The sequence below is a fragment of the Micromonospora sp. NPDC049900 genome, from assembly GCF_044461025.1.
GTDB lineage: Bacteria > Actinomycetota > Actinomycetes > Mycobacteriales > Micromonosporaceae > Micromonospora.
In genome coordinates this window covers 51,632-76,949 of the sequence record NZ_JBITKM010000010.1, presented here as the reverse complement: position 1 = coordinate 76,949, position 25,318 = coordinate 51,632, and the positions used below count along the sequence as shown (strand labels likewise).

The 25,318-nt window shown below is 71.2% G+C and carries 25 protein-coding genes and 1 pseudogene; 10 read left to right on the top strand and 16 right to left on the bottom strand.

Features of this window, described 5'->3' with window-relative positions; translation table 11 throughout:
* Positions 1 to 63 precede the first annotated feature (63 nt).
* Complete coding sequence (locus tag ACIBMZ_RS21455) at positions 64 to 831, bottom strand: SGNH/GDSL hydrolase family protein (protein ID WP_396696399.1); 768 nt, start codon at positions 829 to 831, stop codon at positions 64 to 66.
* A gap of 168 nt (positions 832 to 999) precedes the next feature.
* Positions 1,000 to 1,386 carry a hypothetical protein gene (locus tag ACIBMZ_RS21450; RefSeq protein WP_396696397.1) on the bottom strand — a complete coding sequence of 129 codons (387 nt, stop codon included), beginning with the start codon at positions 1,384 to 1,386 and terminating at the stop codon, positions 1,000 to 1,002.
* 369 nt (positions 1,387 to 1,755) lie between these two features.
* Between ACIBMZ_RS21450 and ACIBMZ_RS21445 the strand changes: the two genes are divergently transcribed.
* Positions 1,756 to 2,565, top strand: a complete 810-nt coding sequence (locus ACIBMZ_RS21445; RefSeq protein WP_396696395.1) for a helix-turn-helix transcriptional regulator — start codon at positions 1,756 to 1,758, stop codon at positions 2,563 to 2,565.
* Entirely contained in the window at positions 2,550 to 2,738 is a 189-nt protein-coding gene (locus ACIBMZ_RS21440; RefSeq protein WP_396696393.1) for a DUF397 domain-containing protein, read from the top strand. The genes ACIBMZ_RS21445 and ACIBMZ_RS21440 overlap by 16 nt, the downstream gene beginning before the upstream one ends.
* A 61-nt stretch (positions 2,739 to 2,799) precedes the next feature.
* Here the strand turns inward: ACIBMZ_RS21440 and ACIBMZ_RS21435 are convergent, their stop codons facing one another.
* From ACIBMZ_RS21435 to ACIBMZ_RS21425, 3 genes are all read right to left on the bottom strand, one after another.
* A complete protein-coding gene (locus ACIBMZ_RS21435; protein WP_396696391.1) occupies positions 2,800 to 3,699 on the bottom strand; it encodes an alpha/beta fold hydrolase in 900 nt (299 codons plus the stop codon).
* Between the two features lie 109 nt (positions 3,700 to 3,808).
* A complete protein-coding gene (locus ACIBMZ_RS21430; RefSeq protein ID WP_396696389.1) occupies positions 3,809 to 4,570 on the bottom strand; it encodes an HAD family hydrolase in 762 nt (253 codons plus the stop codon).
* A 68-nt stretch (positions 4,571 to 4,638) separates the two neighbouring features.
* On the bottom strand, positions 4,639 to 5,082 hold the full coding sequence (locus ACIBMZ_RS21425; RefSeq protein ID WP_396696387.1) for a hypothetical protein: 444 nt from the start codon (positions 5,080 to 5,082) through the stop codon (positions 4,639 to 4,641).
* A 132-nt stretch (positions 5,083 to 5,214) separates the two neighbouring features.
* Between ACIBMZ_RS21425 and ACIBMZ_RS21420 the strand changes: the two genes are divergently transcribed.
* The 6 genes from ACIBMZ_RS21420 to ACIBMZ_RS21395 all read left to right on the top strand — a co-directional run bounded on the left by ACIBMZ_RS21420 (position 5,215) and on the right by ACIBMZ_RS21395 (position 10,701).
* A complete protein-coding gene (locus ACIBMZ_RS21420) occupies positions 5,215 to 6,384 on the top strand; it encodes a sensor histidine kinase (RefSeq protein ID WP_396696385.1) in 1,170 nt (389 codons plus the stop codon).
* Entirely contained in the window at positions 6,381 to 7,043 is a 663-nt protein-coding gene (locus ACIBMZ_RS21415) for a response regulator (protein WP_396696383.1), read from the top strand. The genes ACIBMZ_RS21420 and ACIBMZ_RS21415 overlap by 4 nt, the downstream gene beginning before the upstream one ends.
* Before the next feature lie 40 nt (positions 7,044 to 7,083).
* Positions 7,084 to 8,844 carry a proline--tRNA ligase gene (locus tag ACIBMZ_RS21410; protein ID WP_396696381.1) on the top strand — a complete coding sequence of 587 codons (1,761 nt, stop codon included), beginning with the start codon at positions 7,084 to 7,086 and terminating at the stop codon, positions 8,842 to 8,844.
* Between the two features lie 56 nt (positions 8,845 to 8,900).
* Positions 8,901 to 9,326, top strand: a complete 426-nt coding sequence (locus ACIBMZ_RS21405) for a CBS domain-containing protein (RefSeq protein ID WP_396696379.1) — start codon at positions 8,901 to 8,903, stop codon at positions 9,324 to 9,326.
* Positions 9,327 to 9,542: 216 nt separating this feature from the next.
* Positions 9,543 to 9,971 carry a SufE family protein gene (locus ACIBMZ_RS21400; RefSeq protein ID WP_396696377.1) on the top strand — a complete coding sequence of 143 codons (429 nt, stop codon included), beginning with the start codon at positions 9,543 to 9,545 and terminating at the stop codon, positions 9,969 to 9,971.
* A gap of 94 nt (positions 9,972 to 10,065) precedes the next feature.
* On the top strand, positions 10,066 to 10,701 hold the full coding sequence (locus tag ACIBMZ_RS21395; RefSeq protein WP_396696375.1) for a DsbA family oxidoreductase: 636 nt from the start codon (positions 10,066 to 10,068) through the stop codon (positions 10,699 to 10,701).
* A gap of 53 nt (positions 10,702 to 10,754) precedes the next feature.
* Here the strand turns inward: ACIBMZ_RS21395 and ACIBMZ_RS21390 are convergent, their stop codons facing one another.
* From ACIBMZ_RS21390 to ACIBMZ_RS21365, 6 genes are all read right to left on the bottom strand, one after another.
* Positions 10,755 to 11,303, bottom strand: a complete 549-nt coding sequence (locus ACIBMZ_RS21390) for a YbaK/EbsC family protein (protein ID WP_396696648.1) — start codon at positions 11,301 to 11,303, stop codon at positions 10,755 to 10,757.
* 54 nt (positions 11,304 to 11,357) lie between these two features.
* Complete coding sequence (locus ACIBMZ_RS21385) at positions 11,358 to 11,552, bottom strand: hypothetical protein (protein ID WP_396696646.1); 195 nt, start codon at positions 11,550 to 11,552, stop codon at positions 11,358 to 11,360.
* Positions 11,553 to 11,851: 299 nt separating this feature from the next.
* Positions 11,852 to 12,007, bottom strand: a complete 156-nt coding sequence (locus tag ACIBMZ_RS21380; RefSeq protein WP_396696373.1) for a hypothetical protein — start codon at positions 12,005 to 12,007, stop codon at positions 11,852 to 11,854.
* A gap of 51 nt (positions 12,008 to 12,058) precedes the next feature.
* Positions 12,059 to 12,688: a GAP family protein gene (locus ACIBMZ_RS21375; protein ID WP_396696371.1), complete on the bottom strand. Its 630-nt coding sequence runs from the start codon at positions 12,686 to 12,688 to the stop codon at positions 12,059 to 12,061.
* Between the two features lie 69 nt (positions 12,689 to 12,757).
* Positions 12,758 to 14,206, bottom strand: coding sequence for an MFS transporter (locus ACIBMZ_RS21370; RefSeq protein ID WP_396696369.1), 1,449 nt, complete (start codon positions 14,204 to 14,206; stop codon positions 12,758 to 12,760).
* A gap of 114 nt (positions 14,207 to 14,320) precedes the next feature.
* Positions 14,321 to 14,581 carry a hypothetical protein gene (locus tag ACIBMZ_RS21365; protein ID WP_396696367.1) on the bottom strand — a complete coding sequence of 87 codons (261 nt, stop codon included), beginning with the start codon at positions 14,579 to 14,581 and terminating at the stop codon, positions 14,321 to 14,323.
* A gap of 170 nt (positions 14,582 to 14,751) precedes the next feature.
* On the opposite strand from ACIBMZ_RS21365, the pseudogene ACIBMZ_RS21360 reads away from it, so the two are divergent.
* A pseudogene (locus tag ACIBMZ_RS21360) lies at positions 14,752 to 19,140 on the top strand (HAD-IC family P-type ATPase); the annotation flags it as partial.
* 270 nt (positions 19,141 to 19,410) lie between these two features.
* Here the strand turns inward: ACIBMZ_RS21360 and ACIBMZ_RS21355 are convergent.
* The 4 genes from ACIBMZ_RS21355 to ACIBMZ_RS21340 form a co-directional block, all read right to left on the bottom strand.
* Positions 19,411 to 20,397: an L-threonylcarbamoyladenylate synthase gene (locus tag ACIBMZ_RS21355; RefSeq protein WP_396696365.1), complete on the bottom strand. Its 987-nt coding sequence runs from the start codon at positions 20,395 to 20,397 to the stop codon at positions 19,411 to 19,413.
* 48 nt (positions 20,398 to 20,445) lie between these two features.
* The gene (locus tag ACIBMZ_RS21350; protein ID WP_396696363.1) at positions 20,446 to 21,123 is read right to left on the bottom strand and encodes a hypothetical protein; all 678 of its coding nucleotides are present in this window, start codon (positions 21,121 to 21,123) and stop codon (positions 20,446 to 20,448) included.
* A gap of 9 nt (positions 21,124 to 21,132) precedes the next feature.
* Positions 21,133 to 21,867 carry a hypothetical protein gene (locus ACIBMZ_RS21345; protein ID WP_396696361.1) on the bottom strand — a complete coding sequence of 245 codons (735 nt, stop codon included), beginning with the start codon at positions 21,865 to 21,867 and terminating at the stop codon, positions 21,133 to 21,135.
* Between the two features lie 339 nt (positions 21,868 to 22,206).
* Positions 22,207 to 22,737, bottom strand: a complete 531-nt coding sequence (locus ACIBMZ_RS21340) for a very short patch repair endonuclease (protein WP_396696359.1) — start codon at positions 22,735 to 22,737, stop codon at positions 22,207 to 22,209.
* Here ACIBMZ_RS21340 and ACIBMZ_RS21335 point away from each other — a divergent pair.
* Positions 22,709 to 23,815, top strand: coding sequence for a DNA cytosine methyltransferase (locus ACIBMZ_RS21335; RefSeq protein ID WP_396696357.1), 1,107 nt, complete (start codon positions 22,709 to 22,711; stop codon positions 23,813 to 23,815). The two genes, ACIBMZ_RS21340 and ACIBMZ_RS21335, sit on opposite strands and share 29 nt — an antisense overlap.
* A 226-nt stretch (positions 23,816 to 24,041) precedes the next feature.
* Here the strand turns inward: ACIBMZ_RS21335 and ACIBMZ_RS21330 are convergent, their stop codons facing one another.
* Positions 24,042 to 25,166 carry a NaeI family type II restriction endonuclease gene (locus ACIBMZ_RS21330; protein WP_396696355.1) on the bottom strand — a complete coding sequence of 375 codons (1,125 nt, stop codon included), beginning with the start codon at positions 25,164 to 25,166 and terminating at the stop codon, positions 24,042 to 24,044.
* Positions 25,167 to 25,318: the final 152 nt, after the last annotated feature.

Sequence of the window (25,318 nt, the reverse complement as noted above, 5' to 3'; positions counted from 1 at the left end):
GTATAGCAGGGGACCCCTCCTTACAACGTGCAGCGAGCGGCGGCACCGCCTGGAGCGCCCGGGTCAGTCGGGGAGAGGGCTGAGGGTGGGGCGTTTCGCGGTGCGGGTGTCGCCGGAGGAGCGGCCGGTGAGGCGACGCTTGAGCCAGGGCGCCAGGTGTTGACCGGCCCAGCGCAGGTCGGCGGTACGGGCGGCCAGCCACGGGCTCGGCGTCGGCCTCGGCGGTACGAGCAGCCACTCCTCGTCACAGCCGACGCCCAGCGCACCGAGCACCTGGGCGGCGACCCGGCGGTGTCCGGCCGGCGACAGGTGCAGCCGGTCGGTGCTCCAGAGCAGCGGGTTGAGGTACGTGTCGTCGGCGTACAGGTCGACCAGGATCGCGCCGTGCCGCTCGGCGGTCTCCCCGACGGCACGGTTGAGCAACTCGATCCGGGGTGCGATCAGCCGCTGCCCCGGCAGTCGGGCCATCACGTCGGCGAACCGGAACAGCACCACGTCGGCACCGCCCGAGCGCAGTTCGCCGACGACCGAGTCGAAGCGGCCGACCAGCGCGGCCGGGTCGAAGTTGCGCCGCAGCACGTCGTTGCCACCGGCGGCGAAGCTGATCAGGTCGGGCTTCATCGCCAGCGCGGACGGCACCTGTTCGGCCACCACGTGCGGGAAGAGTCGGCCACGGATGGCCAGGTTGGCGTACCGGAACTCGGGCCCGGCCTCGGCGGCCAGCCGGGTGGCCACCAGGTCGGCCCAGCCCCGGAACGTGCCGTCCGGGTAGGCGTCGTCCAGACCCTCGGTGAAGCTGTCCCCGACCGCGACGTAACTGCGCCAGCGCACTGCTCACTCCTCGAAGCTGCGGGTAAGGCTGCCGGTGTAAAAGGCTGCCAGCACGGAAGGGCACCTTATTAACGTCTGCGGTATAGCAGGGGTCCCCTCCTAACACCTGGGAGTCTGGCACCGGTCGCATTCACCGGTCTGCCCCGCGATCGCCGAACGTGGCAGACGTCATCCGTCCGGCGACTCGGCGGGCAGGCGGCAGCGGCCGGTGCAGGCGCGCGGCGGGTCGACCGCCGAGCGACGATACGGCCCCCAGGCCACGAACCGGGCGAACAGCTCAGGCGGCGTCGGCCCGCCGTCCGGGTCGAGCCGGAACAGGTCGTGTGTCGCCTCGAAGTACAGCCCGGACAGGTAGACGGCCAGGTCGAGCCAGCGGTCGTCGTACTCGACACGGAGCAGCAACCGCGCCTCGGCGCAGGGCCACGAGTGCCCGCAGGCCCGACACAGCCAGAGCGGGCGCAGCGGCAGATGCTGCGGGCCGGACATCGGGTGCTGCCGGGGCCGCTCGGCCGCCGGGCCACGACGCGGCACCGGGTACGACTTCGGGTGGGACATCTCGACCTCCGCCTCCGGATGAGACCGCCCCACGGCATGTCGGGCGGAAAGGGTTGCCGACCACGGCACCGGGGCTGCCGAACGTCGGAACTGGTCGCCGACGCCACGGCATCGGAGAGCCGGACATCGGTGGAGCCGCCGACACCACGGCCTCGGGCGGCCGGACGTCGGGTGGGGCCGCCCCGGCACGGGGAGGTGTCGGGACGGCCCCGGTGCAGTCCCACCCCGTCCCCGGTGGATGGGAGCAGGGCCGCCGGGTGACAGTCTGCTGACCGGACGACTACTGTCGGACAGCATCGACACCGGCTGTGGCGATGGTGACGCCGGGCCGGGCATCCATCTGAGCAACCGAGAATTCGTGGAGGCAGCGTGGAATCCGAGCCGACCTCCGAACTGATCCGGGCACAGTTGCGCAGGCTGCGACTCTCCGCCGACCTGACCCAGGAGGATTTCGGCAAGTTGGTGCACTTCTCCGGCTCGCAGATCTCCGCGATCGAGCTGGGGCAACGGCCGTTCGACCGGCTCTTCCTCAAGCGGGCCGACGAGGTGTTGAACAGCGACGGCCTGCTGTCGGGGCTGCTGCGCATCGCCGAGCTGCACGGCCAGCCGAACTGGCTACGCCCCTGGCTGGACGCCGAGCGGAGCGCGCGGCAGTTGCGCTGCTACCACCCGACGCTGATCCCCGGCCTGCTCCAGACCGAGCACTACGCCCGCGCGGTGATCCAGTCCGACGACATGCTCAGCGACGAAGAGGTCGAACGGCGGTTGGCGGTACGAATGGATCGGCAGGCGATCCTGACCCGACCGGACCCGCCGATCCTCGTCGCGGTGATCGAGGAGACCACGCTGCACCGGGCCGACGAGGGATTCCGAGGCATCATGACTCAGCAGATCGGTCACCTGCTCGAATGCGTCAAGCGTGGTGGCGTGCTGGTGCATCTGATTCCAGCCGAGGTGAGCGTGCATGTGGGGCTCATCAGCCCGCTCACTCTGGCCCGAGGCGCCGATGGTGATTGGCTCGGACACCTGGAGAACCATGTCGGCGGCACGACCATCGACAGGGACGAGGAAATCGCTACGCTGCTCACGAGGTGGGAGAGCGTCCGTAGCGTAGCCCTCCCGAAGGGACAGTCAGAGCTGCTGATGAAGGAAGTGATGGAGTCATGGTCCACGATCTGACTGGCGCAGACTGGCGCAAGTCCACCCGCAGCGGCAGCGGTGAGTGCGTCGAGGTCGCCGCCAACCTGCCCGGCGTCGTCGGCGTGCGGGACAGCAAGGACGTGACCGGCCCGGCGCTCGTCTTCAACCCGTCCGCCTGGCGCGCGTTCGTCATCGAGGCCAAGCGTCCCTGACCTGGACGGCAACGACCGGGCCGCAGGTCGGCAACGCCAGCCCAGCCGGACCAGCGGAGCATCAGGTCAGCGACGTCACCTGAATGATCGCGTCAGCGAAGGCCCTCGGCGCTTCCTGCGGCAGGTTGTGCCCGATGCCGCCGCTGATCGTGCGGTGCTCGTACGGGCCGGTGAACTGCTTGGCGTACACCCCGGGTTCCAGGTGGGGTGCGCCGTTGGCGTCGCCTTCGAGGCTGATGGTGGGCACCGTGACGGCGGGCTTGTCGGCCAGTCGGTCCTCCAGGTCGGCGTACTGCGGCTCGCCGTCGGCCAGGCCCATCCGCCAGCGGTAGTTGTGGATCACGATGTCGACGTGGTCGGGGTTGTCGAGGGAGGCCGCGCTCCGGTCGAACGTCGCATCGTCGAAGTCCCACTGCGGGGACGCCGTCCGCCAGATCAGCTTGGCGAAGTCCCGCAGATTGCGTTCGTACCCCTGACGGCCCCGGTCGGTGGCGAAGTAGAACTGGTACCACCAGGCGTGCTCAGCCTCGGGGGGCAAGGGTGCCTTGCCCGACTCCTGGCCGTCGATCAGGTAGCCGCTGACCGCGACCAGCCCGGCACAGCGGTCCGGCCAGAGGACGGCCAGGATGTCGGCGGTGCGGGCACCCCAGTCGAACCCGGCCACCGTCGCCTGCGGCACGTCGAGGGCGTCCAGGAAGGCGACCGCGTCGCAGGCCATGGCCGCCGGTTCGCCGTTGCGGACGGCGTCGGGCGAGCGGAAGCTTGTCGTGCCGTAGCCGCGCAGATGTGGCACGAGCACCCGGTGACCGGCGTCGGTGAGCAGCGGCACCACGTCGGCGAAGCTGTGGATGTCGTACGGCCAGCCGTGCAGCAGCAGGACGACCGGCCCGTCCGGCGGTCCGGCGTCGACGTAGCCCACGTTCAGCACACCCGCGTCGATCTGCCGCACGTCATCGAACAAGGCCCCGCTCCTCGCCCTCGATCACCGACCGCTCCCCCCGGACGGTAGGCCGGGACGGAAGGCGACGACGACGGTTCCGGCAAGGAGGCGGCACCCGGTGCAGCGCTGGCTAGAATCCCGCGTCGCCGCTGCCGCGCAGCAGGTCGAGTAGCCCGTGACCGTCCTCGATCCAGGCGTCCGGTGCCAACTCGGGCGCGTCGGGCTCGCGGTCGGTGCGCGGCGAGCGCATCAGGACCGCCGCCCCGACACCGGCCCGCCGGGCGCAGGCCACGTCCCGGTGCAGGCTGTCGCCGACGAACCAACACCGGTTCACCGGTACGCCGATGGCGTCGGCGGCCAACTCGGCGAAGCGCGGGTTCGGCTTCCGCAGCCCCGTCTCGTCGCTGTAGAACTCGGCGACGAACCGGCCGGACAGCCCGGCGGCGGCCAGGAAGTCACGGTGGGCGGCACCGCAGAGCGCGTTGCTGACCACGGCCATCGGCACGCCCGCCTCGGCAGCCGCCGTCAACGCCTCGGGGATGCCGGGCCGGACCTGCCACTCGGTGCGCCACGTCGACGCGTACGCCAGCGGGGTGGCCTGCCGCGCGACGGCGGCCCGGGCCGGTTCGGGCCAGGTGTGGGTGACGAAGTCCGCCCACACCTGGCCGTGCGTCAACTCGACCGGCTCGGCCGAGACACCGGTCTCGTCCCGCCACCGCCCGTACGCCCGCGCGCCCGAGGTGAGGTCGGCCGCGATCCGCTCGTCCGGCAGGGCACCGTCGATCACTTCGGACATCCGCCGGACGACCTCCGGCGACGCCCACCCGTTCCCCGGTGCGTCCGCCAGCACGCCCCCGAAATCCAGCAACAGTCCGCCCGGCGCCCGCATCATGACCCCATCCTCGCCCAGACCGTCGCCCGGCGACGGGCCCGGTGTGGAGATCCGCCGATCCGCACCGGTCAGGGGCGTACCCGACTCATCGCCCAGGCGACGAGGCCGGTCACCACGCCCACGATGACGCCGGTGAAGACGCTGCTGATGGTGGCGGAGAACCGGACGACGACCGTCTGGGCACCCGGGGCCAGGCCGGTGAGGTTGCCGCCGAGCGTCGGCGGTTCGTCGAAGGCGACGTCCCAGAGGAGTTGGTGGGCGACCGCCAGCAGGACGCCGTGGCAGAGACCGACCACGAGCAGGGTCAGGAACGGGTTGGGTACCCGCCGCACCAACGCCACCGTGATCCACACGACCGGCGGTACGACCACCAGCAGCAGGTTGACGAAGGTGCGCTCGTGCACCAGCCCCAGGTCGTGCAGCACCACCCGGGGCAGCCCGAGCAGCGCCAACCCGACCAGGGCGAGCAGCGGCAGGCCGAGTGCGGAGCGGTGCGGGGAGGTGGTGGTCATGCCGGCAACGCTAGGGACGGCCGGGCCGCCCGCCATCCGCAGACGGACCCGATCGCGGTACGTCGGGAGGCGACCCCGGACGTCGCCATCCGACGACTCCGACGCCGCCCATCCGCGCCGTACGCTGGGCCGGTGAGCGGTCAGCCGAGCCAGCCTGCGGTACGCCAGGTCCGGCCCTGGCTCACCGACGCGCTCCTCGGCGTGGGCGTCACCGCCGTCGTCTCGGTGGTGATCACCGCCAACGAGGGCGGCCGGCAGGAGCCGGACCGGATCGCGTACCTGTGGGCGGTCGGTCTCGGCGCGCTGATGCTGGCCCGCCGCCGCTACCCGGTGGTGGTGCTCGCCGTCACGGTGCTCGGCCTGTTCGCCTACTACGCCGCCGGTTACCCGGCGGTCGGTCTGGCCGTGCCGGTCGCCGCCGCCCTCTTCTCCGCCGCCGAGCAGGGCCGCCTCGCCGCCTCGATCACCGGTGCCGTGGTGGTGGTCGTCGTGTCCGTGGTCGTCCGCCTCGCCGAGGGACAGAACTTCTCCTTCGTCGTCGGCTACGAGCTGGCCGGTCACGTACTGCTGATGGGCGCGGCGATCGCGCTCGGCGACAGCCTGCGGTCCCGGCGGACCGTGCAGGTCGACGCGCGACGGATCGCCGAGTTGACCGAGGAGCGTTACCGGCAGGAGGCGGACGCCCGTGTGCAGGCTGAGCGGATCGCGGTCGCCCGGGACCTGCACGACTCGCTCGGTCACACCACCTCGGTGATCGCGTTGCACGCCGACGTGGCCCGGGAGGCGTTGGGCCGCGACGAGGAGGCCGCCCGGTCGGCCCTGGAGCTGATCCGCGCCACCGCCCGCCGGAGCATGGACGACCTGCGGCGCACGGTGGCGCTGCTGCGCCGCGACGACGAGCCGCCCCGGACGGTGGTCTCGCTGGCGCACCTCGACGCGGTGACCGGGGCGGCCGGTGCCGCCGGGTTCGACGTCGACGTGCGGGTCGACCTGCGCTCCGCACTGCCGGCACCGGTGGAGGCCGCCGCGTACCGGATCATCCAGGAGGCGGTCACCAACGTGGTCCGGCACTCGGCGGGCAGCCGGGTGGAGATCCTGGTCGCGCAGGACGAACAGCAGGTGACCGTGTCGGTCACCGACTCCGGCGCGGACCGGCCGACCACCGAGCAGGCCACCGGCGGCGGGCACGGCATCGCCGGAATGCGGGAACGGGCGCAGAGCCTGGGCGGCTCACTCACCGCCGAGCACCGGGCCACCGGTTTCGCCGTACGCGCCGAACTGCCGCTGGCGGGTACGCCGTGACGACCGTGCTCGTGGTCGACGACCAGGACCTGGTCCGCGCCGGAATCCGTACCCTGCTGGAGTCCGATCCGCAGATCAACGTCGTCGGGGAGGCCGCCGACGGCCGCACCGGACTGCACCTGGCCCGCCGGTTGCGGCCGGACGTGGTGCTGATGGACATCCGGATGCCGATCCTGGACGGGTTGGCGGCCACCGCCGCGATCCGCGCCGACGAGACGCTGACCGGGACCCGCGTGCTGATCCTCACCACCTTCGACGACGACGAGGACATCGTCGAGGCGGTCCGCCTCGGTGCCGCCGGGTACCTGCTCAAGGACACCGGCTCGGACGACCTGCGGCGAGCGGTGCACACCGCCGTGGCCGGTGGGAACCTACTCTCGCCCACCATCACCCGCCGGGTGATGGAACAGCTCGCCGCCGTTCCCCGGCTGCCACCGCCGGACCCTCGGCTGGCCGTGCTCACCGCGCGGGAACGGGCCGTGCTCGCCCGGGTCGGGCTGGGCGAGAGCAACGACGAGATCGGCCGCGCACTGTTCATCAGCCCGGCCACCGCCCGCACCTACGTGAGCCGCCTGCTGACCAAGCTGGACGCCCGGGACCGGACCGCGCTGGCCGTCATCGCCCACCGGGCCGGGCTCGGGGACCCCGGGCACGCCTAATCGGATCGCCGTCCCGCACCCCGGGTCGTACGCTGCGGCAATGCTGCTGCGCATGTCGACCACGCTGATCCGGACGCTGCGCGAGGACCCGGCCGACGCGGAGGTGCCGAGTCACCGGCTGCTGCTGCGCGCCGGTTACCTGCGCCGGGCCGCCCCGGGCGGGTACACCTGGCTGCCGCTGGGCAAGCTGGTGCTGGACCGGGTCGCCGCGATCGTCCGGGCCGAGATGACCGCGGTCGGCGACCAGGAGGTGCACTTCCCGGCGTTGCTGCCGGCCGAGCCTTACCGGACCAGCGGACGCTGGACCGAGTACGGCGACGACATCTTCACGCTGGCCGACCGGCGTGGCGCCGAACACCTGCTCGCTCCGACCCACGAGGAGTTGGCCGCGCTGCTGGTGAAGGATCTGTTCACCTCGTACCGCGACTTCCCGGTGACGTTGTTCCAGATCCAGACCAAGTTCCGCGACGAGGCCCGCCCGCGCGCCGGGCTGCTGCGCGGACGCGAGTTCCTGATGAAGGACGCGTACTCCTTCGACCTGGACGATGCGGGGCTGCGCGCGGCGTACGACCGGCACCGGAACGCGTACCGGCGGATCTTCGACCGGCTGGGCCTGGAGTACACGGTGGTGCACGCGACGTCGGGGGCGATGGGCGGTTCCGCCTCGGAGGAGTTCCTGGCCATCGCGCCGGTCGGCGAGGACACCTTCGTGGGCTGCACGGACTGCCACTACGCGGCCAACACCGAGGCGGTGACGACGCCCGCACCGGCGGCCGGTGACCCGCTGGCCCAGCCGCCCGCCGAGGTGCACGACACCCCGGAGACGCCCACCATCGCCAGCCTGGTCGCGCTGGCCAACGAACGCCGACTCGCCGGACGCGACGACTGGACCGCCGCCGACACCCTCAAGAACGTCGTGCTGACCGTACGCCGACCCAGCGTCGACGAGACCGACCTGCTGGTCGTGGGCGTACCCGGTGACCGAGAGGTGGACCTCAAGCGGCTGGCCGCGGTGCTGGCACCGGCCACCGTGGACGTCTTCGACGCCTGGGACGAGCGCCCCGACCTGGTCCGGGGTTACATCGGCCCGCAGGTCTTCGACAAGCTCGGCATCCGCTATCTGGTCGACCCCCGGGTGGTGCCCGGCACCGCCTGGCTGACCGGGGCGAACGAGCCGGGGCGGCACGCGGTCAACGTGGTCTGTGGCCGCGACTTCACCCCCAGCGGCACCGTCGAGGCCGCCGACGTCCGTCCCGGCGACCCCTGTCCCGCCTGCGTCGGCGGGTGCCTGACCATGCGTCGGGGCATCGAGATCGGACACATCTTCCAACTCGGCCGCCGCTACACCGACGCCTTCGCGGTCGACGTCCTCGGGCCGCAGGGCAAGCCGGTACGCCCCACCATGGGCTGCTACGGCATCGGGGTGTCTCGGGCGGTGGCGGCGATCGCCGAACAGCACCACGACGACCGGGGACTGGTCTGGCCGGCGGCGATCGCGCCCTGCGACGTACACCTGGTGGCGGCCGGCAAGGGTCCGCAGGTCGAGGCGGCGCTCGACCTCGGCGCCCGACTCGCCGCCGCCGGTCTGCGGGTGCTGGTGGACGACCGGGCCGGAGTCTCCGCCGGGGTGAAGTTCACCGACGCCGAACTGATCGGCATCCCGCGCACCGTCGTGGTCGGCCGCCGCCTGGCCGACGGGTACGTCGAGGTGCGCGACCGGTCCACCGGGGAACGTGTCGAGATCCCGGTGGAAGACCTGGCGGACCGTCTCGTCGAGGAGGTAGGCAGGAACGTGGTGTAGCAGTCACGTAACCGGGTACCGCATCACGATCGGCAGAAGGTGTTCTGGAGGCTCTCATGACCGAGTATCGGGTCGTCGACGTGATGACCAAGCAGGTGATCTACCTGTCGGCGGAGACCACACTGGACGAGGCCGCCCGCGTGATGCGGGACGCCGACATCGGCGACGTGGTGGTGACCGACGGTGCCGAGCTGGCCGGCATCCTGACCGACCGGGACATCGTGGTCCGGGCGGTGGCGGAGAACGCCAGCGCGACGACCACCACCATCGGCTCGATCCTCACCCGCGAGGTGGTGATGATCGAGCAGTTCTGCACCGCCACGAAGGCCGCCGCTCTGATGCGCGAACGCGGTATCCGCCGCATCCTCGTCTGCGACCACGAACGCAAGCTGGTCGGCATCGTCTCCCTCGGCGACCTGGCGATGCAGCTCGACCCCACCTCCGCCCTCAGCGAGATCAGCGAACAGGCCCCCCAGGTGTAAGGAAGGGCACCTTCCTAACGCCTGCGGTAGAGAAGGGGTCCCCGGTTAACACTCGGCGCTCGCCGAGCACCGTGTACGACACGCGCTCCGCGACCGTGCGCGACCGCGCGGCCGGAACCGTGGGCGCGACCGCACTCCGGCCGCAACCGCAGCACCGACCGCGACCGCACCCGGACGCGACCGCAGTGCCGCGCCTGTCGCCGGTAGCCTGGCGGAATGCCCGAGATGCCGAGCAAGCTGGCGGAGATCGTCGACGAGTTCGCCTCCGCGCCCCGCGACGTGGTGCTGGAGATGCTGCTGGAGTACTCCGACGCGGTGCCGCCGCTGCCCGCCGACCAGGCCGGGCACGAGGGCATGGAGCAGGTGCCGGAGTGCCAGACTGCGTTCTTCCTGCGTGCCGAGGTGACGCCGGAGGGCACCGTTCGCACCCTGTTCGACTGCCCTCCGGAGGCGCCCACCACCCGCGCGTTCGCCGGCATCCTCGCCGAGGGGCTGGCCGGTGCGAGCCCGGAGCAGGTGCTCGCCGTCCCGGACGACCTGTACCAGCGGATGGGTCTGGCGCAGGCGATCAGCCCGTTGCGGGTACGCGGCGGCACCGCCATCCTCGCCCGACTCAAGCGCCAGGTCCGCGAGCAGGCCGGCTGACCTCCTCTGCCCCTGCGGCAGGTCCGGGAGCGGGCCGACTCACTCCGACGCCGGTACGGGAACAGATCGGTGTCCCGACGGGTTGTCTCCGGGCATGGAGATCGACATCTACGCCGACGTGGTCTGCCCCTGGTGCTGGATCGGCCTGCGCCGACTGGAGGAGGCTCTCGCCTCGTACGACGGTGAGGTCACCGTCCGGCACCGCCCCTTCCAGCTCGACCCGTCCCCGGTGACCGAGCCGGTGCCGCTGCTCGACGCGCTGGCCGCCAAGTTCGGCGGTCCGGAGCGGGCTCAGGAGATGGCCGCCCAGGTCAGCGAGATCGGCGCGAGCGTCGGGCTGGAGCTGAACTTCTCGCGGGCGATCGCGGCCAACACGTTCCAGGCGCACCGACTGGTCGACTGGGCGACCGAGCGGGGTCGCGGCACCGAGACGGTGAACGCCCTGCACCAGGCCCACTTCACCGACGGCGTCGACATCGGTGACCGGGGGGCGCTCGCCGAGATCGCCACCGAGGTCGGGCTTGACGGTGCGGAGGCCCGCCGCTTCCTCGACTCCGACGAGGGCGTCGCCACGCTCGACGCGGAGCTGACCGAGGCGCGGCAACTCGGCATCACCAGCGTGCCGACCTTCGTGTTCGCCGGGAAGTACGCGGTCTCCGGTGCCCAGGAGCCGGCCACGCTGCTCGCCGCGCTCAACGAGGTCGCGGAGCGTGAGGCCGCCGCCTCCTGACCCATCGACGGTGGCGATGTTTCACGTGCAACCACATCGACACCGTTCGACGATCAGGTCGACTTGGCCAGGCCCTCCACCACCCGTGCGCCGGGCAACACGGCCAGCGCCGGGCCCGGCAGGACGATCTTGCTGTGCCGCACCCCCGAACCGATGACCACGTACGGTGCGGCCACCACCCGGGAGTCGACCAGGATCGGCCACTCCGGCGGCAACCCGATCGGGGTGATGCCGCCGTACTCCATGCCGGTCGACTCCACCGCGTCGGCCATCGGGGCGAAGCTCGCCTTGCGTACGTCGAGCGCACGCCGGGCCACCCCGTTCACGTCGGCCCGAGTGGTGGCCAGCACCACGCAGGCCGCGTACCGGACGACGCCCTCCCGTTTGCCCGCGACCACCACGCAGTTGGCCGACTCCTCCAGCCCCACCTGGTACGCCTCGCAGAAGGCGGCGGTGTCGGCGAGGTCGGCGTCGATCGGCGCGACCAGCACGGCGTCGACGTCCACCGGCGCGTCGGCGGGCCACTGCGCCAGCGCGTCGGCGACCGGCGCGGCCAGCAGTTCGGGGCGGCCACGGGCGGGCTCGGTACGCAACGTTCCCATCACGGGTGCGATCGTCGCATCCGTCGCGGGTGCACCGGTCACCGAGGCTCCGGCTCAGCCGTTGGTCAGGAACCCGTGCTCCTGGAGCATCGCCCGGTCCCGGGCAGCCGCCATCTCCTCCGCCCGCTCCGCCTGCACGCGGCGCGCCTCGATGTCCTCCAGAGCGTGCCGGACCGCGAGCCGGATCACCCCGTAGAGGAAGACAAAGCCGCAGACGTACAGGAGACAGGTGACGACGAACGTGAGCATGAGCCGACGGTAGGGCGAACGTGAACGAGAGCGGGCGTCATCTTGCCGTCGTTCCCCCGTACGTGTCGGCCAGGTAGTCCGCCCAGGTGCGGCGGCCGGTCGGGCGGGTCTCGGTGACCAGTCCACCGGCGCGATGCCGTCGCGCGGACCGGCGCGCAGCAGCTCGATCAGCCGGTCCGCCACCTCACCCGGATCGACCGGCTGGGCCACCACCGCCCGGTCGGCGATCACCGGGCAGGGCTTGCCGGACGCGCGCAGCGACCCGTCGAGGAACTGCGGGAACTGGGTGGCCCGCACCGTCAGGGCACCCCTCCGGCGGCCACCACCTGCTCGGCGGCGAGCTTGTGCCGGTAGTGCGCGTAGGGCACCCGGTCCACGCCGACGATCGAGACGTAGATCAGGTGGGCCACGCCGCCCTCGGTCGCCGCGGCGACCAGCCGGCGGGTGCCGAGCACGTCGATCTGGTGCGTGCGCCGAGTCGGGTACGGCGTGGCGTGACGGCCACCTCACCGGGCCAGGTCCAGCACGGTGAGCACGACGAAGAACACGATCACCGCCTCGCTGACCAGCCAGGCGTGGCTGTCGGCCCAGTCCCGGATCCGGGGCAGCACCGCCGCCGCCCGACGGCCCAGGAGCAGCAACGCCAGCAGCGGCAGAGCGAGCAGCGTCAGGGTGAGCAGCATGAACGGCACCAGGTGCCACCACGGCAGACCCTGCCGGGCGGCACTGGCACCGACCGTGAGCATGGTCAGGTCGTCCGCCGGCATGGCCAGGAAGAGCAGCACGCCGACTCGGAGCGCATAACGGGGGGTGGCGTGTTGGAGCCGGCCCATCCAGGCGGGTGGCCCGGAGTGGCGCCGCAGGAACACCACCACCGCCAGGACGGCCAGCAGCACCAGGACGAGCCAGTCGACGATCCGTTCGAACCGGCCGTCACGGTCGTCGACGCTGATCCGGAACAGGTGGGTGACCAGCCAGGCCAGGGTCGTACCGCCGCACACCACGATGGCCGCTCCGGCCAGGTAGCCCAGCGACGCGGCCCGGGGCCGGTCGGAGGAGGCGAAGAAGACCGCCGCCACCAACTGGGTCCCGGCGACCATGACCACGGCCAGTGGTAGGAGAGTCAGGAAGTTCATCGCGTGCCCATCCTCCCGGCTGCCTCCGTCCGGCACCCCAGATTCGGCGGATGCGTACGCCCGCCGAGGTCAGGCCGCTCCGACCCGCGCACGTGGCACGACCCGACCGGCGAGCAGCGCGCCGACCAGCGCCAGCCCGGCCGCCGCCGCGAGGGTCACCCCGTAGCTGCCCGGACCCGGTGCGGCGCCCGCCGCCAGCACCGCACCGGTCAGCGCCAGCACGGCCGCTGCGGCGAGCGAGTCGCACAACTGCAACGACGAGCTGTTGCGGCCCTGCTCGCCCGGGGCCGACAACTCCAGGGTCAGCACCGACAGCGACGGATAGAGCAGGCCCATACCGGTCCCGGCCACCGCCCAGCCGAACACGCCCACCCCGACCGGTACGACCGGCAGCACGGTGAGGCCCACCACCGCGACACCGACGGTGATGCAGGTCAGGCCGGCTCTCGGCAGGGTGGCACGGCTGCGTGGCGCGCGGACCCGTCCCTGTAGCCACGACCCGAACGACCAGGCGACCGCCCCGGTGGTCAGCACCAGACCGGCTGCGGTGGGCGAGAACCCGCGTTCCCGGGAGAGCATCAGCGGGATCACCACCTCCGCGCCGACGAAGGCACCCGAGGCCAGCCCACGCAGCCCGACCACGGTGGGCAGGCCCCGCCCGGCCCGGAGGAACCCGGCGGGCAGCAGTCGTGGCGCGCAGACCAGCAGGCCGACCAGGGCGGTACCGACCAACGCCACGGCGGTGAGGCCGCGCTGCTGACCCCCGATGTGCAGCAGTGCGGCGCTCACCCCCGCCCCGCACGCCCAGCCGATCCGGGTGAGCGGACCGGACTGGTCGCCGGTCGGCCGCACCGGCCCGTCGACGTCGGTCACCGACCCGTCCGGTGACCGGCCCGCTCCGGCCGACCGGCCCGCGTCGATCGAGCGGAGGCCCGGATGGACCAGCAGTGCCGCCGGCACCGCCACCACCGGCACCGCCAGGAAGACCCACCGCCAGCCGACGTGCTCCACCACCAGGCCCGCCAGCAGCGGCCCCACCAGTGACGGCACCACCCACGCGGCGGCGAACGCGGCGAAGATCCGCCGGTGCAGGTGCTCCGGGTACGCCTTCGCGACGATGACGTACAACGCGACCGACAGCAGGCCGGAGCCGAAACCCTGCACGATCCGGCCCACCACCAGCGTGCCCATCGTGTCGGCGCTCCCGGCGAGCAGCAGCCCGACGACGAAGCCGCCGAGACCGGACCACATCGGCCAGCGCGGTCCCCGGGCGTCGCACCAGAGACCGGAGATCACCATCGCCACCACGCCCGCCGCGAACGGGCCGCCGAAGGCGATCCCGTACAGGGCCAGACCGTCCAGGGCGCGGGCCACGGTCGGCATGGCGGTGCCCACCGCCAGCGCCTCGAAGGCCAGTAGCGAGACCAGGGCCACGGTGCCCACCGTCATCGCCCGCAGCCGAGTGGCGAAGATCGTCTCCGCCGACGTCAGGTCCGGAGCCGAGGCGGTGGCGGTCACCGGACACTCGCACGGCGGCGCGGGACACCGACGGGACGCCGGTACGGGACGATCGACATGACCCGATCCTGCGACCTCAAGCCATGTTCAGGTCAAGCGTGACGCGGCTTACCCTCAGGCCGACTCCAGCGCCTCTCCCAGCCCTTTGGCCAGTCCCGACAGGCGCTGATCGGCCAGCAGGTGCCCGGCGGTGATCACCAGCGCCAACGGCCACTCGATCACCTGGAGCGCGGTGAGCACCCCGATGCCCGCGTAGTAGGCGAGCTTGTCCGGCGGCGGCACGGCCACCATGCCGAGCCACGGGATCTCCACCCGGTGGGCGAACGCCCGCAGCGTCTCCTGCGTACCGCTGAGTTCTCGTGTCAGCGCACTCATCTCGGCCTCCCCGTGGACGACGACGCCTCCCTTGGACGACGACGCCCACCCCGGATTCCACCGCCGAGGCCGTCCATGCCCACCGAGGCGAAAAACTTCCCCGCCCCGGCGGGCATAAGGGACGCCCGGCCGGGAAGCCAGGCCGCCGGGCCCGACCGGTAGGAGGCGAGATGCGGCGACCCGTGTCCGTACCGCCGCTGGTCGGCGACGCCTCGCGCAGCGTCGGTGCCGCCGCCACCCGGCTCGCCCGGGCCGTGGGGCTCTCCAGCCGCCGGGTGTGGTCCCGGCCGGGACGCCACCACATCGAGGTGCACGGCGTGTGCCAGGACGGCGGCGACACGCTGGCCCGGCAGGTCGAGGCGGCCCTGGAACGGATGCCCGGCGTGCTCTGGGCCCGGGTCAACGCCCCCTCCGGACGGGTGGTCGTCGCCGTCGACACACCGGGACCGAAGGTACGCGAGCTGATCGGCACCATCTCCCGGATCGAACGCACCTGCCCGCACGAACCCGACCCGGAGATCCCGCCTCCGCACCCGCCGGAGGAAGGGCCGCGCACCGCCCGTACCCTCGGCGCGCTCGCCTCCGACGCGCTCGGCCTGACCATCTCCGCGGCCACCCGGATCCTGCCCGTGACCCCGGTGCCCGCCGAGGTCTCCGGTCTGCTCAGCGCCATCGACCTGCACCCGAGGCTGCACGCCCTCGCCGGTCTGGGCCTGCGCCGCGACCCCCGCGCCGAGGTCATCTTCCCGCTCGCCGAAGCGGTGGTGCAGGGCCTCACCGGCGGTTGGACGGGCATCGTGCTGGACAGCGCCCAGCGCATCGTGCAGTGGGGTGAAGGACTGGCCCAACTGCACGCCTGGGAGAAGGCCGAGCCCGGCCTCACCGGGGAACCGGACCGGGCCGTGGCCCGCTCCCCGGTCGGCGAACGCCCCTGCCCGAAACCGGACGGGGCCCCGGAGCGGTACGTCACCCGGATGCTGGGCACCGGCGCGGCTGCCTTCGCCGCCGCCACACCCGTCGTCGGTCCGAAACGCGCCGCCGCGCTGGGGCTCTCCACGCTGCCCAAGGCCCCCGGCAGCGGTCGCGAAGGGTACGCCGCCCAACTCGGCCGCATCCTCGCCCGGCGGGGCGTCATCGCGATGGACCGAGGCGTACTGCGCGAACTCGACCGGATCGACACGCTGGTCCTCGACGCCCGGGTGCTCGGCTCCGACCGGGGTGTCCTGGCCGACCTGGCCCCGCTGCCCGGCGCCGACACCTCGCAGGTGGCGGCACGGGCGTTCACCCTGTTCGAGCCGACCGCCCCGACCGACGTACGTCGACTCGACGGCTGGCGACTCGGCCCCCTCGACCGCCTCGACGTCCACGACCCCGGCGACACCGACGACAGTCGCCGGCTACGCGAACGCGGCGGAACGCTGCTCGGCCTGGCGCAGGGCGACACCCTGGCGTCCGTACTGCGGGTGGAACCGGAACCCGCGCCCGGCGTCGACACCCTGCCCGCCGTCGCCCGACAGGCCGGTCTACGGCTCGTGGTGGCCGGCGACGACACCGAGCGGTACGCCTCCGCCGACGCGCTGCTGCCCGGCGACGACCGGCTGGCCGAATCGGTCCGCACCCTGCAACGCGAGGGGGCGGTGGTGATGCTCGTCTCCGGCGACCGCGCGGCGCTCGCGGCGGCCGACTGCGGTCTGGGTGTCGCCGACCCGGAAGCCGCGCCGCCCTGGGGAGCGCACCTGCTGGTCGGCACCGACCTGCGGTCGGTCGCACTGATCATCGAGGCGGCCGGTGTGGCCCGCCGGATGACCGGCCAGAACATGCGGATCGGGCTGGCCGGCAGCGGCCTCGGCGCGCTGGCGGCCTTCACCGCCGACCCCGCGCTGCTGCCCGGCCGTAGCCTCGCCTCGGTCAACGGCGCGGCGGCACTGGCCTTCGCGCACGGCGTCTGGCGCGCCGGTCGGCTCTCCGCCCGCACCGAGTCGGCCGCCCCGGCGATCACCGCCTGGCACCTGATGCCGGTGCCGACCGTCCTCGACCAGCTCGGCACCGAACGCGGCGGCCTGACCGAAACCGAGGCCGAGCGCCGCCGGGCCGCCGGGCCGGGCGAGACCTCCGGCCCCGGCGGGCTGCTGCGGGCCTTCGTAGACGAGCTGGCCAACCCGCTCACACCGGTGCTCGCCGCCGGAGCGGTCCTCTCCGCCAGCTTCGGCTCGCTCGTCGACGCCGCCCTGGTCGGTGGCGTGGTCGGCGCGTCCGCACTGGTCGGCGCCGTGCACCAGCGCAACACCGAGAAGTCACTGGCCGCGCTGCTGTCCCGCTCGGCGGTCACCGCCCGGGTCTGCCGGGGCGGCACGGAACGGGTACTCCCGGCCGAGGACCTCGTGCCGGGCGACGTGATCGTGCTCGAATCCGGCGACGCCGTACCCGCCGACTGCCGGGTGCTGGACAGCGTCGGGTTGGAGACCGACGAGTCCTCGCTCACCGGCGAGTCGCTGCCGGTCGCCAAGACCGACCAGCCGGTGGTGGCCGCCGCCGTCGCCGACCGCCGGTCGATGCTCTACGAGGGCACCACCGTCGCCGCCGGACGCGGCGTCGCCGTGGTGGTGGCCACCGGCACCGACACCGAGGCCGGGCGCAGCCTCGCACTCGCCCGGCAGGCCCCACCCGCCAGCGGCGTCGAGGCCCGGCTCGGCCGGCTCACCCGGGCCGCGATCCCGCTGGCCGCCGGGTCGGCGGTCGCCGTCGTCGGTGCCGGGCTGCTGCGCGGCGTACCCCTGGCGCAGACCGCCGCCACCGCCGCGAACCTGGCCGTCGCCTCCGTGCCGGAAGGGCTGCCGTTCCTGGTCAGCGCCGCCCAACTGGCCGCCGCCCGGCGACTCGCCGAACACGGCGCGTTGGTCCGCAACCCGCGCACCATCGAGGCGCTCGGCCGGGTCGACGTCCTCTGCTTCGACAAGACCGGCACCCTCACCGAGGGACACCTGCTGCTGGCGGGCGTCGGCGACGCCGACGGGTACGCCCCGGCCGACCGACTCGACGACCGGCTCCGGCGGATCCTCGCCACCGCGCTGCGCGCCACTCCCGCAGCCGACGATCCCGAGGAACTGTCCATGCAGACCGACCGCGCGGTGCTGCGCGGTGCGACCTCCGCCGACATCCCCGAGCAGTACGCGGCCCCGGGCTGGCGCGCGATCGGCGGCCTGCCGTTCGAGCCGTCCCGGGGCTACCACGCCACCGTGGGCGAGACCGAGGGGCGGATGCTGCTCAGTGTGAAGGGCGCGCCGGAGCGCGTACTGCCCCGCTGTGCCGCCCGCCGCACCGACGGCCGCGACGAACCGCTCGACGACGCGGGCCGGGCGGAGCTGCACCGCCTGCTCGGTGAGCGCGCCGGAGCCGGACACCGCATCCTGGCCGTCGCCGAGTGCGTGGTCAGCGACCCCGACCTCACCGACGACGACGTACGCGGCCTGGTCTTCACCGGATTCCTGGCGATCGCCGACGGGGTACGTGACAGCGCCGCCCCCGCCGTCCGCCGGATCCGACAGGCCGGCGTGCACACCATCATGATCACCGGCGACCATCCGGCGACCGCCGAGGCCATCGCCGCCACCATCAGCGCGGGCGACGCCCAGCGGGTGGTCACCGCCACCGAACTCGACACCCTCGACGACGACGCCCTCGCCGCCCGGCTCGCCGTCACCGACGTGGTGGCCCGCTGCACCCCCGCCCACAAGGTCCGGATCATCCAGGCGTTGCAGAAGTGCGGCCGGACCGTCGCGATGACCGGCGACGGCGCCAACGACGCACCCGCCATCCGACTGGCCGACGTGGGCATCGCCCTCGGCCAACGGGGCACCCCGGCCGCCCGCGCCGCCGCCGACCTGGTGGTCACCGACGACCGGCTGGAGACCATCATCGCCACCCTGGTCGAAGGCCGGGCGATGTGGTCCTCGGTCCGCCACGCGCTGAGCATCCTGGTCGGCGGCAACCTCGGCGAGATCGCGTTCAGCGTGCTGACCGCCGCCGCCACCGGGCAGGCCGCGCTCAACGGACGCCAACTACTGCTGGTCAACCTGCTCACCGACATGGCGCCCGCACTGGCCATCGCCGTCCGCCCACCCGGCGACGGCGACCACACCGACGGACTGCTCCGCGAGGGCCCCGACAGCTCCCTGGGCGAGACCATGACCCGCGAGATCGGACTGCGTGCCGCCGCTACCACCCTCGGTGCCACCGCCGGCTGGACGCTGGCCCGCTACACCGGCAGCCGCCGACGCGCCGGCACCATCGCCCTGGTCTCGCTGGTCGGCACCCAGCTCGGCCAGACCGTCCTGGCCGGTGGCACCAGCCCGTCCGTACTCGCCTCGACCGCCGCATCGGTCGGCGTCCTGGCCGCCGTGGTGCAGACCCCCGGCGTCAGTCAGTTCTTCGGGTGCACCCCGCTCGGGCCGGTCGGCTGGACCATCGCGACCGGCTCCGCACTCGGCGCCACCTTCGCCAACGGCGCTCTCACCAAGCTGGTCGCCCGCCTACCTCAGACCGACCGCGCTCCTGCCGACGGCTCTCCTGTTGACGGCGCTGGTGGCGATGGCGCTGGTGCCGACGGCCTGTCGTCTGGCGGTGTGTCGTCTGGCGGTGTGTCGTCTGGCGGACGCCGGGCCGAAGGCGTCCTGGTCGAGGACGCTCGGGTCCACGGTGTCCAGGTGGACGGTGCGCGGGATGACGGTCACCGGGATGACGACGCTCAGCCCGATGGTGCGTCGTCGAGCGCAGCGTCGTCGGACGGTCGGGCTTCCCAGGTCGGCCCCGGGCCGCAGGAGTCCTGAGCGTCAGCCGGGGAAATGCCAGGTCGCGGCAGCGCGACGCAACCGGTCGTTGATCGCCCGCCCCACCCCGCTCTCCGGCACCGGCTCGGCGACGATCTCGGTGACCCCGGCGGCGTCCAACCGGTGCAGTGCCTCGAAGAGCCGCGCCGCCGCTTCGGTCAGGTCACCGGCGGTCGAGAGCACCTCCACCGCCGCCCAACCCTCCGCCGGCCGATCCCGGAACGCCAGGTAGCCGCGCCGAACCCCGTCCTCGACAGGCAACGTCCCCGCGTCCCGCAGACGCAGCGGCGTACGGGGCGCGTAGTGCGCGGCCAACGTCCCCGGCGCGACCGGCTGCCCCGAACTACCCTGGCGCACCGTCACCGGGCCGGTGACCTTCTCCAACTCCTCGACCGGCAACGCGCCCAGACGCAACACCACCGGACGGTCCCCCCGGGCGTCCACGATCGTCGACTCGATCCCGCACCGGGTCGGCCCGCCGTCGAGCACCACGTCCACCGCGCCACCCAGCCCGCGTACCACGTGCTCCGCCCGGGTCGGACTGAGCTGCCCGAACCGGTTGGCGCTCGGTGCCGCCACCGGCACCCCCGCCGTGGCGATCAGCCGCCGCGCGTACTCGTTGTCCGGCACCCGTACCGCCATCGTCGCCAACCCGGAGGTGACGATCGGCGGGATCACGTCCGGCCGGTCCACGATCAACGTCAACGGACCCGGCCAGAACCGCTCCGCCAACGCCGCCACGCCCGCGGAGACCACCCCCACCAGCGCTTCCAGGTCAGCGGCGTCGGCAAGGTGGGTGATCAACGGATCGAAGCTGGGCCGCGCCTTCGCCTCGAAGATCCGGGCCGCCGCCCGCGCGTCCAACGCGTTCGCCCCCAGGCCGTAGACGGTCTCGGTGGGAAAGGCCACCAGCCCGCCGGTACGCAGCACCGAGGCGGCCTCGGTCAGGTCACCCTCGGCAGGCAGGACACGCGGAGATCCAGTGCTCACACCCTCGACGCTAGCCTGCGTCCGACGCCTCACCCGACATGCCCCGACTCACCCGGAAAACTCGGCGACGTACGCCGTGAGCGGCACCGCCCCCGGTCCCGTACCGCCGACCGTGACATCGCCCCCGAGGTCCTGCTCGGCGTACTCGCCCGGCTCCCGGACGGCGGTCGTGACGACCAGCATCGGATGGGTGAAGTGCACGGTCAGGAAGCGCCAGGCCGCCCGGTTCAGGTCCGGCTGCCGAGAGTTGGGCACCCCGTCAACCGCACCCGCGTGGAACAGCAACGGCGCGCCCGCCCGATCCCGCAACACGCGGCCCAGCGATAGACGCTCCGAGCACTCCGCACAGCGCAGGAACCCCTCGTCGGACGCGTCGAACCCAGCAGACAGCAGGTCCGCGAAACCACCCTCCGGCCAGCCCGCCAGATACGCCGAGAAGGAGATGTCACCCTCCCCGTCGCCGTCCAGCATCGCGGGAAGACAACCGGTCTCCATCTGCCGGTGCAACTCCGGGTCCCAGTCATGGGCCACCCGCAACCGGTGCCCACCATGATCGGCGAGCAGCTTCCACAAGGCGCTCGACGCGGAGCGACACTGCGAGAAGACCGGCTCGTCCGGGTTACCGGCGTACCGGGTCAGCGCAGCGCCGGGCTGTTCACTCAGCGGCTTGCCGAGACCCCAACAGATCCGGTTGCACGAGCAGTAGAGAAAAGCGGAAGCCCCCATTGCCATCCCCTAACCAGGTACGCCCATGCCCCGCGCTCCCAGCATCCAAAGCCCCAATGGGCGCCCGTCCGGCGTGTGGAAAGCAACGTACACGTCCGCGTACCGCGCGAGCCGGCGATCGTCGCGGTTCTTGGCCCAGAATGCCTCCATCAACCGACGCACGTCGGTTCCTGGGGGCACCTGTACGAACAACTCACCCCGATAGGTCAACTTCTTGGCGTAGTCCTCGAACTGCCGGGCGAAGGTAGTGGGCGCCCCACTGAACGTCTTGACCTCTCGCCGATACACTTCCTGCCCGCTCTTGTCCAGAAACGAGACGTCCGGTGGCGGCTTGTTCGCACCGGCGAGCGTCGGCGTCGACCCCTCGGGGCCGTAGAGTGCCCGCTCTGCGTTTGCCTCACTGAGCACGAAATCCTTGTGCTGAGCGTGCTCCCGCATCAAGCTCACGATCGACTTCTGCCGCGTGGCCGCGTCGAGATTCAGCTCCGCGCCACATCCCTTGCAGGCCGTACGAGCCAGGCGGATGTTGGTGGCGAGCACCTCGTGGGGCAGCCGCTCCCTTCCCTCCTCCGCAGGCGCGTCCTCTGGTGCTTGTGGAGGTGCGCTCGTCGCCACTCCCACCTCTGGCGGCAAGCTGCTCGACGAAACGGATGAGCCGGTAGATCCGCAGGCCGCCAGCGCTAGCAGAAGCGCTCCGGTCAAGATCCGGGTAGCGCCGAGGCGGAGTCGATCGGCAAACACCATGCCGGCAACATACGACGGTGTCGCACTTCGCCGCAGTCCCGACTACCGTCCGTACTGACTGCGCGGAGGCAAAACAGACCACTGAAGCTGATGAAGAGTACGCCTTATGACTCTCGGCAAATCCACGAGAGCCCTCCCGGAAGCGGAGGTGTAAGTGGAGCCCAGGGGACTCGAACCCCTAACCCCTGCCTTGCAAAGATCAAGACTTCTGTCGACCGGCGTCGGTAACCGTCGCTGGCCTGCTCGCCGTGTCGCCCGTCGTCGTTCGCGGACCGGGTTTGTCGACCGGCTTGGCTGTACGGATGGCTGTACAACGACGCAGACCGGGGCCGAACGGCGTCAATCATCAGCGTTCGCGGTTGACTCTCTCCTCAGTCGCTTCACCACCTCGGCGACTTGGGCGGCTGCTTCGGCGGGTGCCTCATGCTCCCAGATTCTCAGCACAGTCCACCCCTCGGCGATCAACTGAGCATCGGTGTCGGCATCGCGGCGGCGGTTGGTGGCAACCTTCTGAGCCCAGAAGGCCGCGTTGGTCTTGGCCACGGTGTGGTGCTGGGGGCACCCATGCCAGAAGCAGCCGTCCAAGAAGACCGCCAACCGCAGACGAGGAAAGACCAGGTCGGCGGTTCGGCGGACTGAGCGGATGGGTCGTCGGCTGACGAAGTACCGGAGACCGGCGGCATGCACAGCCCGCCGCAACGCCAGTTCCGGCTTCGTGTCACGCCCGGTATTGGACTGCATCGACTTGCGTACGGCCTGGGATGACGCCCATGAGACATCAGACACTTGTTCGACTCTCCTCCGGCACGCCGGCGGAGATTCTAGCGGGAGGACAACTAGGATGTTGCAGGTGAGTGAGCGGCCGAGCATGATCGATCTCTTCGCCGGGTGTGGCGGGATGACCGTTGGGTTCCATCGTGAAGGCTTTCGGTCGGTCCTTGCGGTCGAGTGGGAGCGGTCGGCAGCGGCAACGTACGCAGCCAACTTCGGCGAGAGTCATACCCACTGGGGCGACATCGCCGACGTGACCGAGGATCAGATCCCCGAGGCGGACGTCATCATTGGAGGCCCGCCCTGCCAGGGGTTCTCCAACCTCGGCAGCAAAGACGTGAACGATCCCCGCAACAAGCTGTGGAAGGAGTACCTCCGCTTCGTCGTGACGGCCAGGCCGCAGGTATTCGTGATCGAGAACGTCCAGCGGTTCTCCAAAAGTAGCGAGTTCCAGTTGCTGCTCAGCGAGGCGGACCACGGCATCATCAAGGACTACGAGTTGAGCTACGGCGTACTACTCGCCGCCGACTACGGCGTCGCCCAGCGGCGCCCGCGCACCATCATCATTGGCTCTCGCATCGGAAAGATCGATCTGCCGCGACCAACGCACGCTCGGGTGCCGACCGGCGATCTGCTGCCTTGGGAGACCGTTCGAAGCCGCATCGGTGGCATCGATGAGCGCCCGGCGACCACCGAGCTGCCGCGGGCTTTTACCGAGTACTTCGGCGAGCGGATCCCCGGTCTCTTTAAAGGGATGGACATCCACTTCGGCCGGCAGCCGACGCAGCTTTCCCTGGACCGGTACGACCACGTGCCTCCGGGCGGCGGGAGATTCGACGTCCCACCGCACCTGCTGCCTCGATGCTGGCGTGAGAAGTCGACGGGTACGACGGATGTGATGGGGCGGATGCGCTGGGACGCCCCCTCGTTGACCATCCGCACGGAGTTCTTCAAGCCCGAGAAGGGCCAGTACCTACACCCGCAGTGGGATCTGTACGACCGGGACCGGCGGGTCAACCGCGTCATCACCCACTACGAGGCGTCCCTGCTGCAGGACTTTCCGAAGGACTACCTGTGGTGCGGCACCAAGACTGAGATTGCCAAGCAAATCGGCAATGCCGTCCCCTCGGGTTTGGCGGCCGCGATCGCCGCACAGATCAAGCGCCACCTCCATTAGTCACAAAGAGCGGTAGGGCTGGAATGCGGTCCGCTGCACGGAGCGTTGCAGCGTCCCTTGAATAACGACGGCGGGTTGGTCTAAGAGGAGGTCTCGCAACCCGAGGTTTGTCTGTTAGGGTGTCGCCCATGCTCCACAGCATGGGCCCTCGGCGATTGACCGCCACGCCCGTCGCAGGCAAGTACTTCACCGGGTTGCAAGACGCCCCTTAATGCAGTCTGGCTTCTCAATCCTCTAGTCTGCCGCGCGGTATCTTTGGAGCAGGACCGATCTTGTCACCGGGTATCGCCTTAGCCCAGTAGGACTTACCGATCTTCACCTTCGGTCGACTGCTGCTCTGACTGACCTCGGCGACCTTCACCGACACCCATTCGCCCTTCTCGGGAATTGGGAGACCGAACGCCGCTGCTATCTGGGGGTGGGCCTCTTGATGTCCGAGTATCCAATACCCCTCAGACCCAATCCCTTGAGGTGCCGGGTTTCGGGCATCACGAACCCGCTTGGGTGCGTCGTCTTGTTGACCGACTGTGTTGATCACGTGCCGGCTCACAAGCTTCTCAGTCATCCGTCTGAAGAGTTCGTTGACGCGCTGCTGCCCGCTCAGGCTCGCGTCCAGCACCGCCGTCCGGTCAGCGGGGTTCATGTGGCGTAGAAGGTTCTCGGGAAGGTCTTGCTGTAGCCCGCCCCACAACCAATAGATTGCGTTCATGCCGGCGTCAGAGAGATTGCGTTTGTTGTCTCGATTGTACTGCCGCTCACGGATACCGTTACGGTCTCGGAACTTGAGTCGGTCGTCGGTGACCCGCACAACCCCGGCAGCCCAATGCGACATGTCGTCGTCTAGCCACACGACGAGAGCGGGATGATCGGCTCGCCCGCTCTGCTCACCGTGGTCAGCGCAAAGGTACATCTCCATCGGGATTTCCCAGCCGCCAACGTCCTTTGAGAATTTGCAGTCAAGATCGCAGCCAGCAATACGCCAGTCGAGGTCATGCCCTTGCGGAATGGCGAACTCCTTTGCAAGGTTGATCTCGATCACCGTCCCGAGGTGCGTCTTCTCCGTCTTACCGAAGTGCTGGTAGCACCAGTGCCCTGTCCGCTCACCATCGAGAAGCTCGTCGATGGAGTCACGAAGAACCCAGCGGAAGCGCTCTCGGGCATCGGGTTGCCTATACCACCAGGAGATGATCGGGTCGAGTGCAGGATCCAGGTCTTGACTGGAGACGGACGGCGGGCGGAGCTGTTTCGACATGCGCTTAACAGGGGCAGGGTGAACGACAAAGGCGTTCCGCTTACGACGCATGGCTGGCAGTATGCCGGCAAGGAGGAACATGTTATTGGCGTCCGACATGTGTTCGAACAAATCACGGGCGCCAGAGTTCGTCCGAGAGCGAGTAGTCAACTGTCATCCCGTCTGCCGCCGACCCACACACCGTGGAGCGGGCCAGGGCCAGGGTGACAAGGTGGAGCGCCCTACCGGACGTACGACCTTGTCACCCTGGC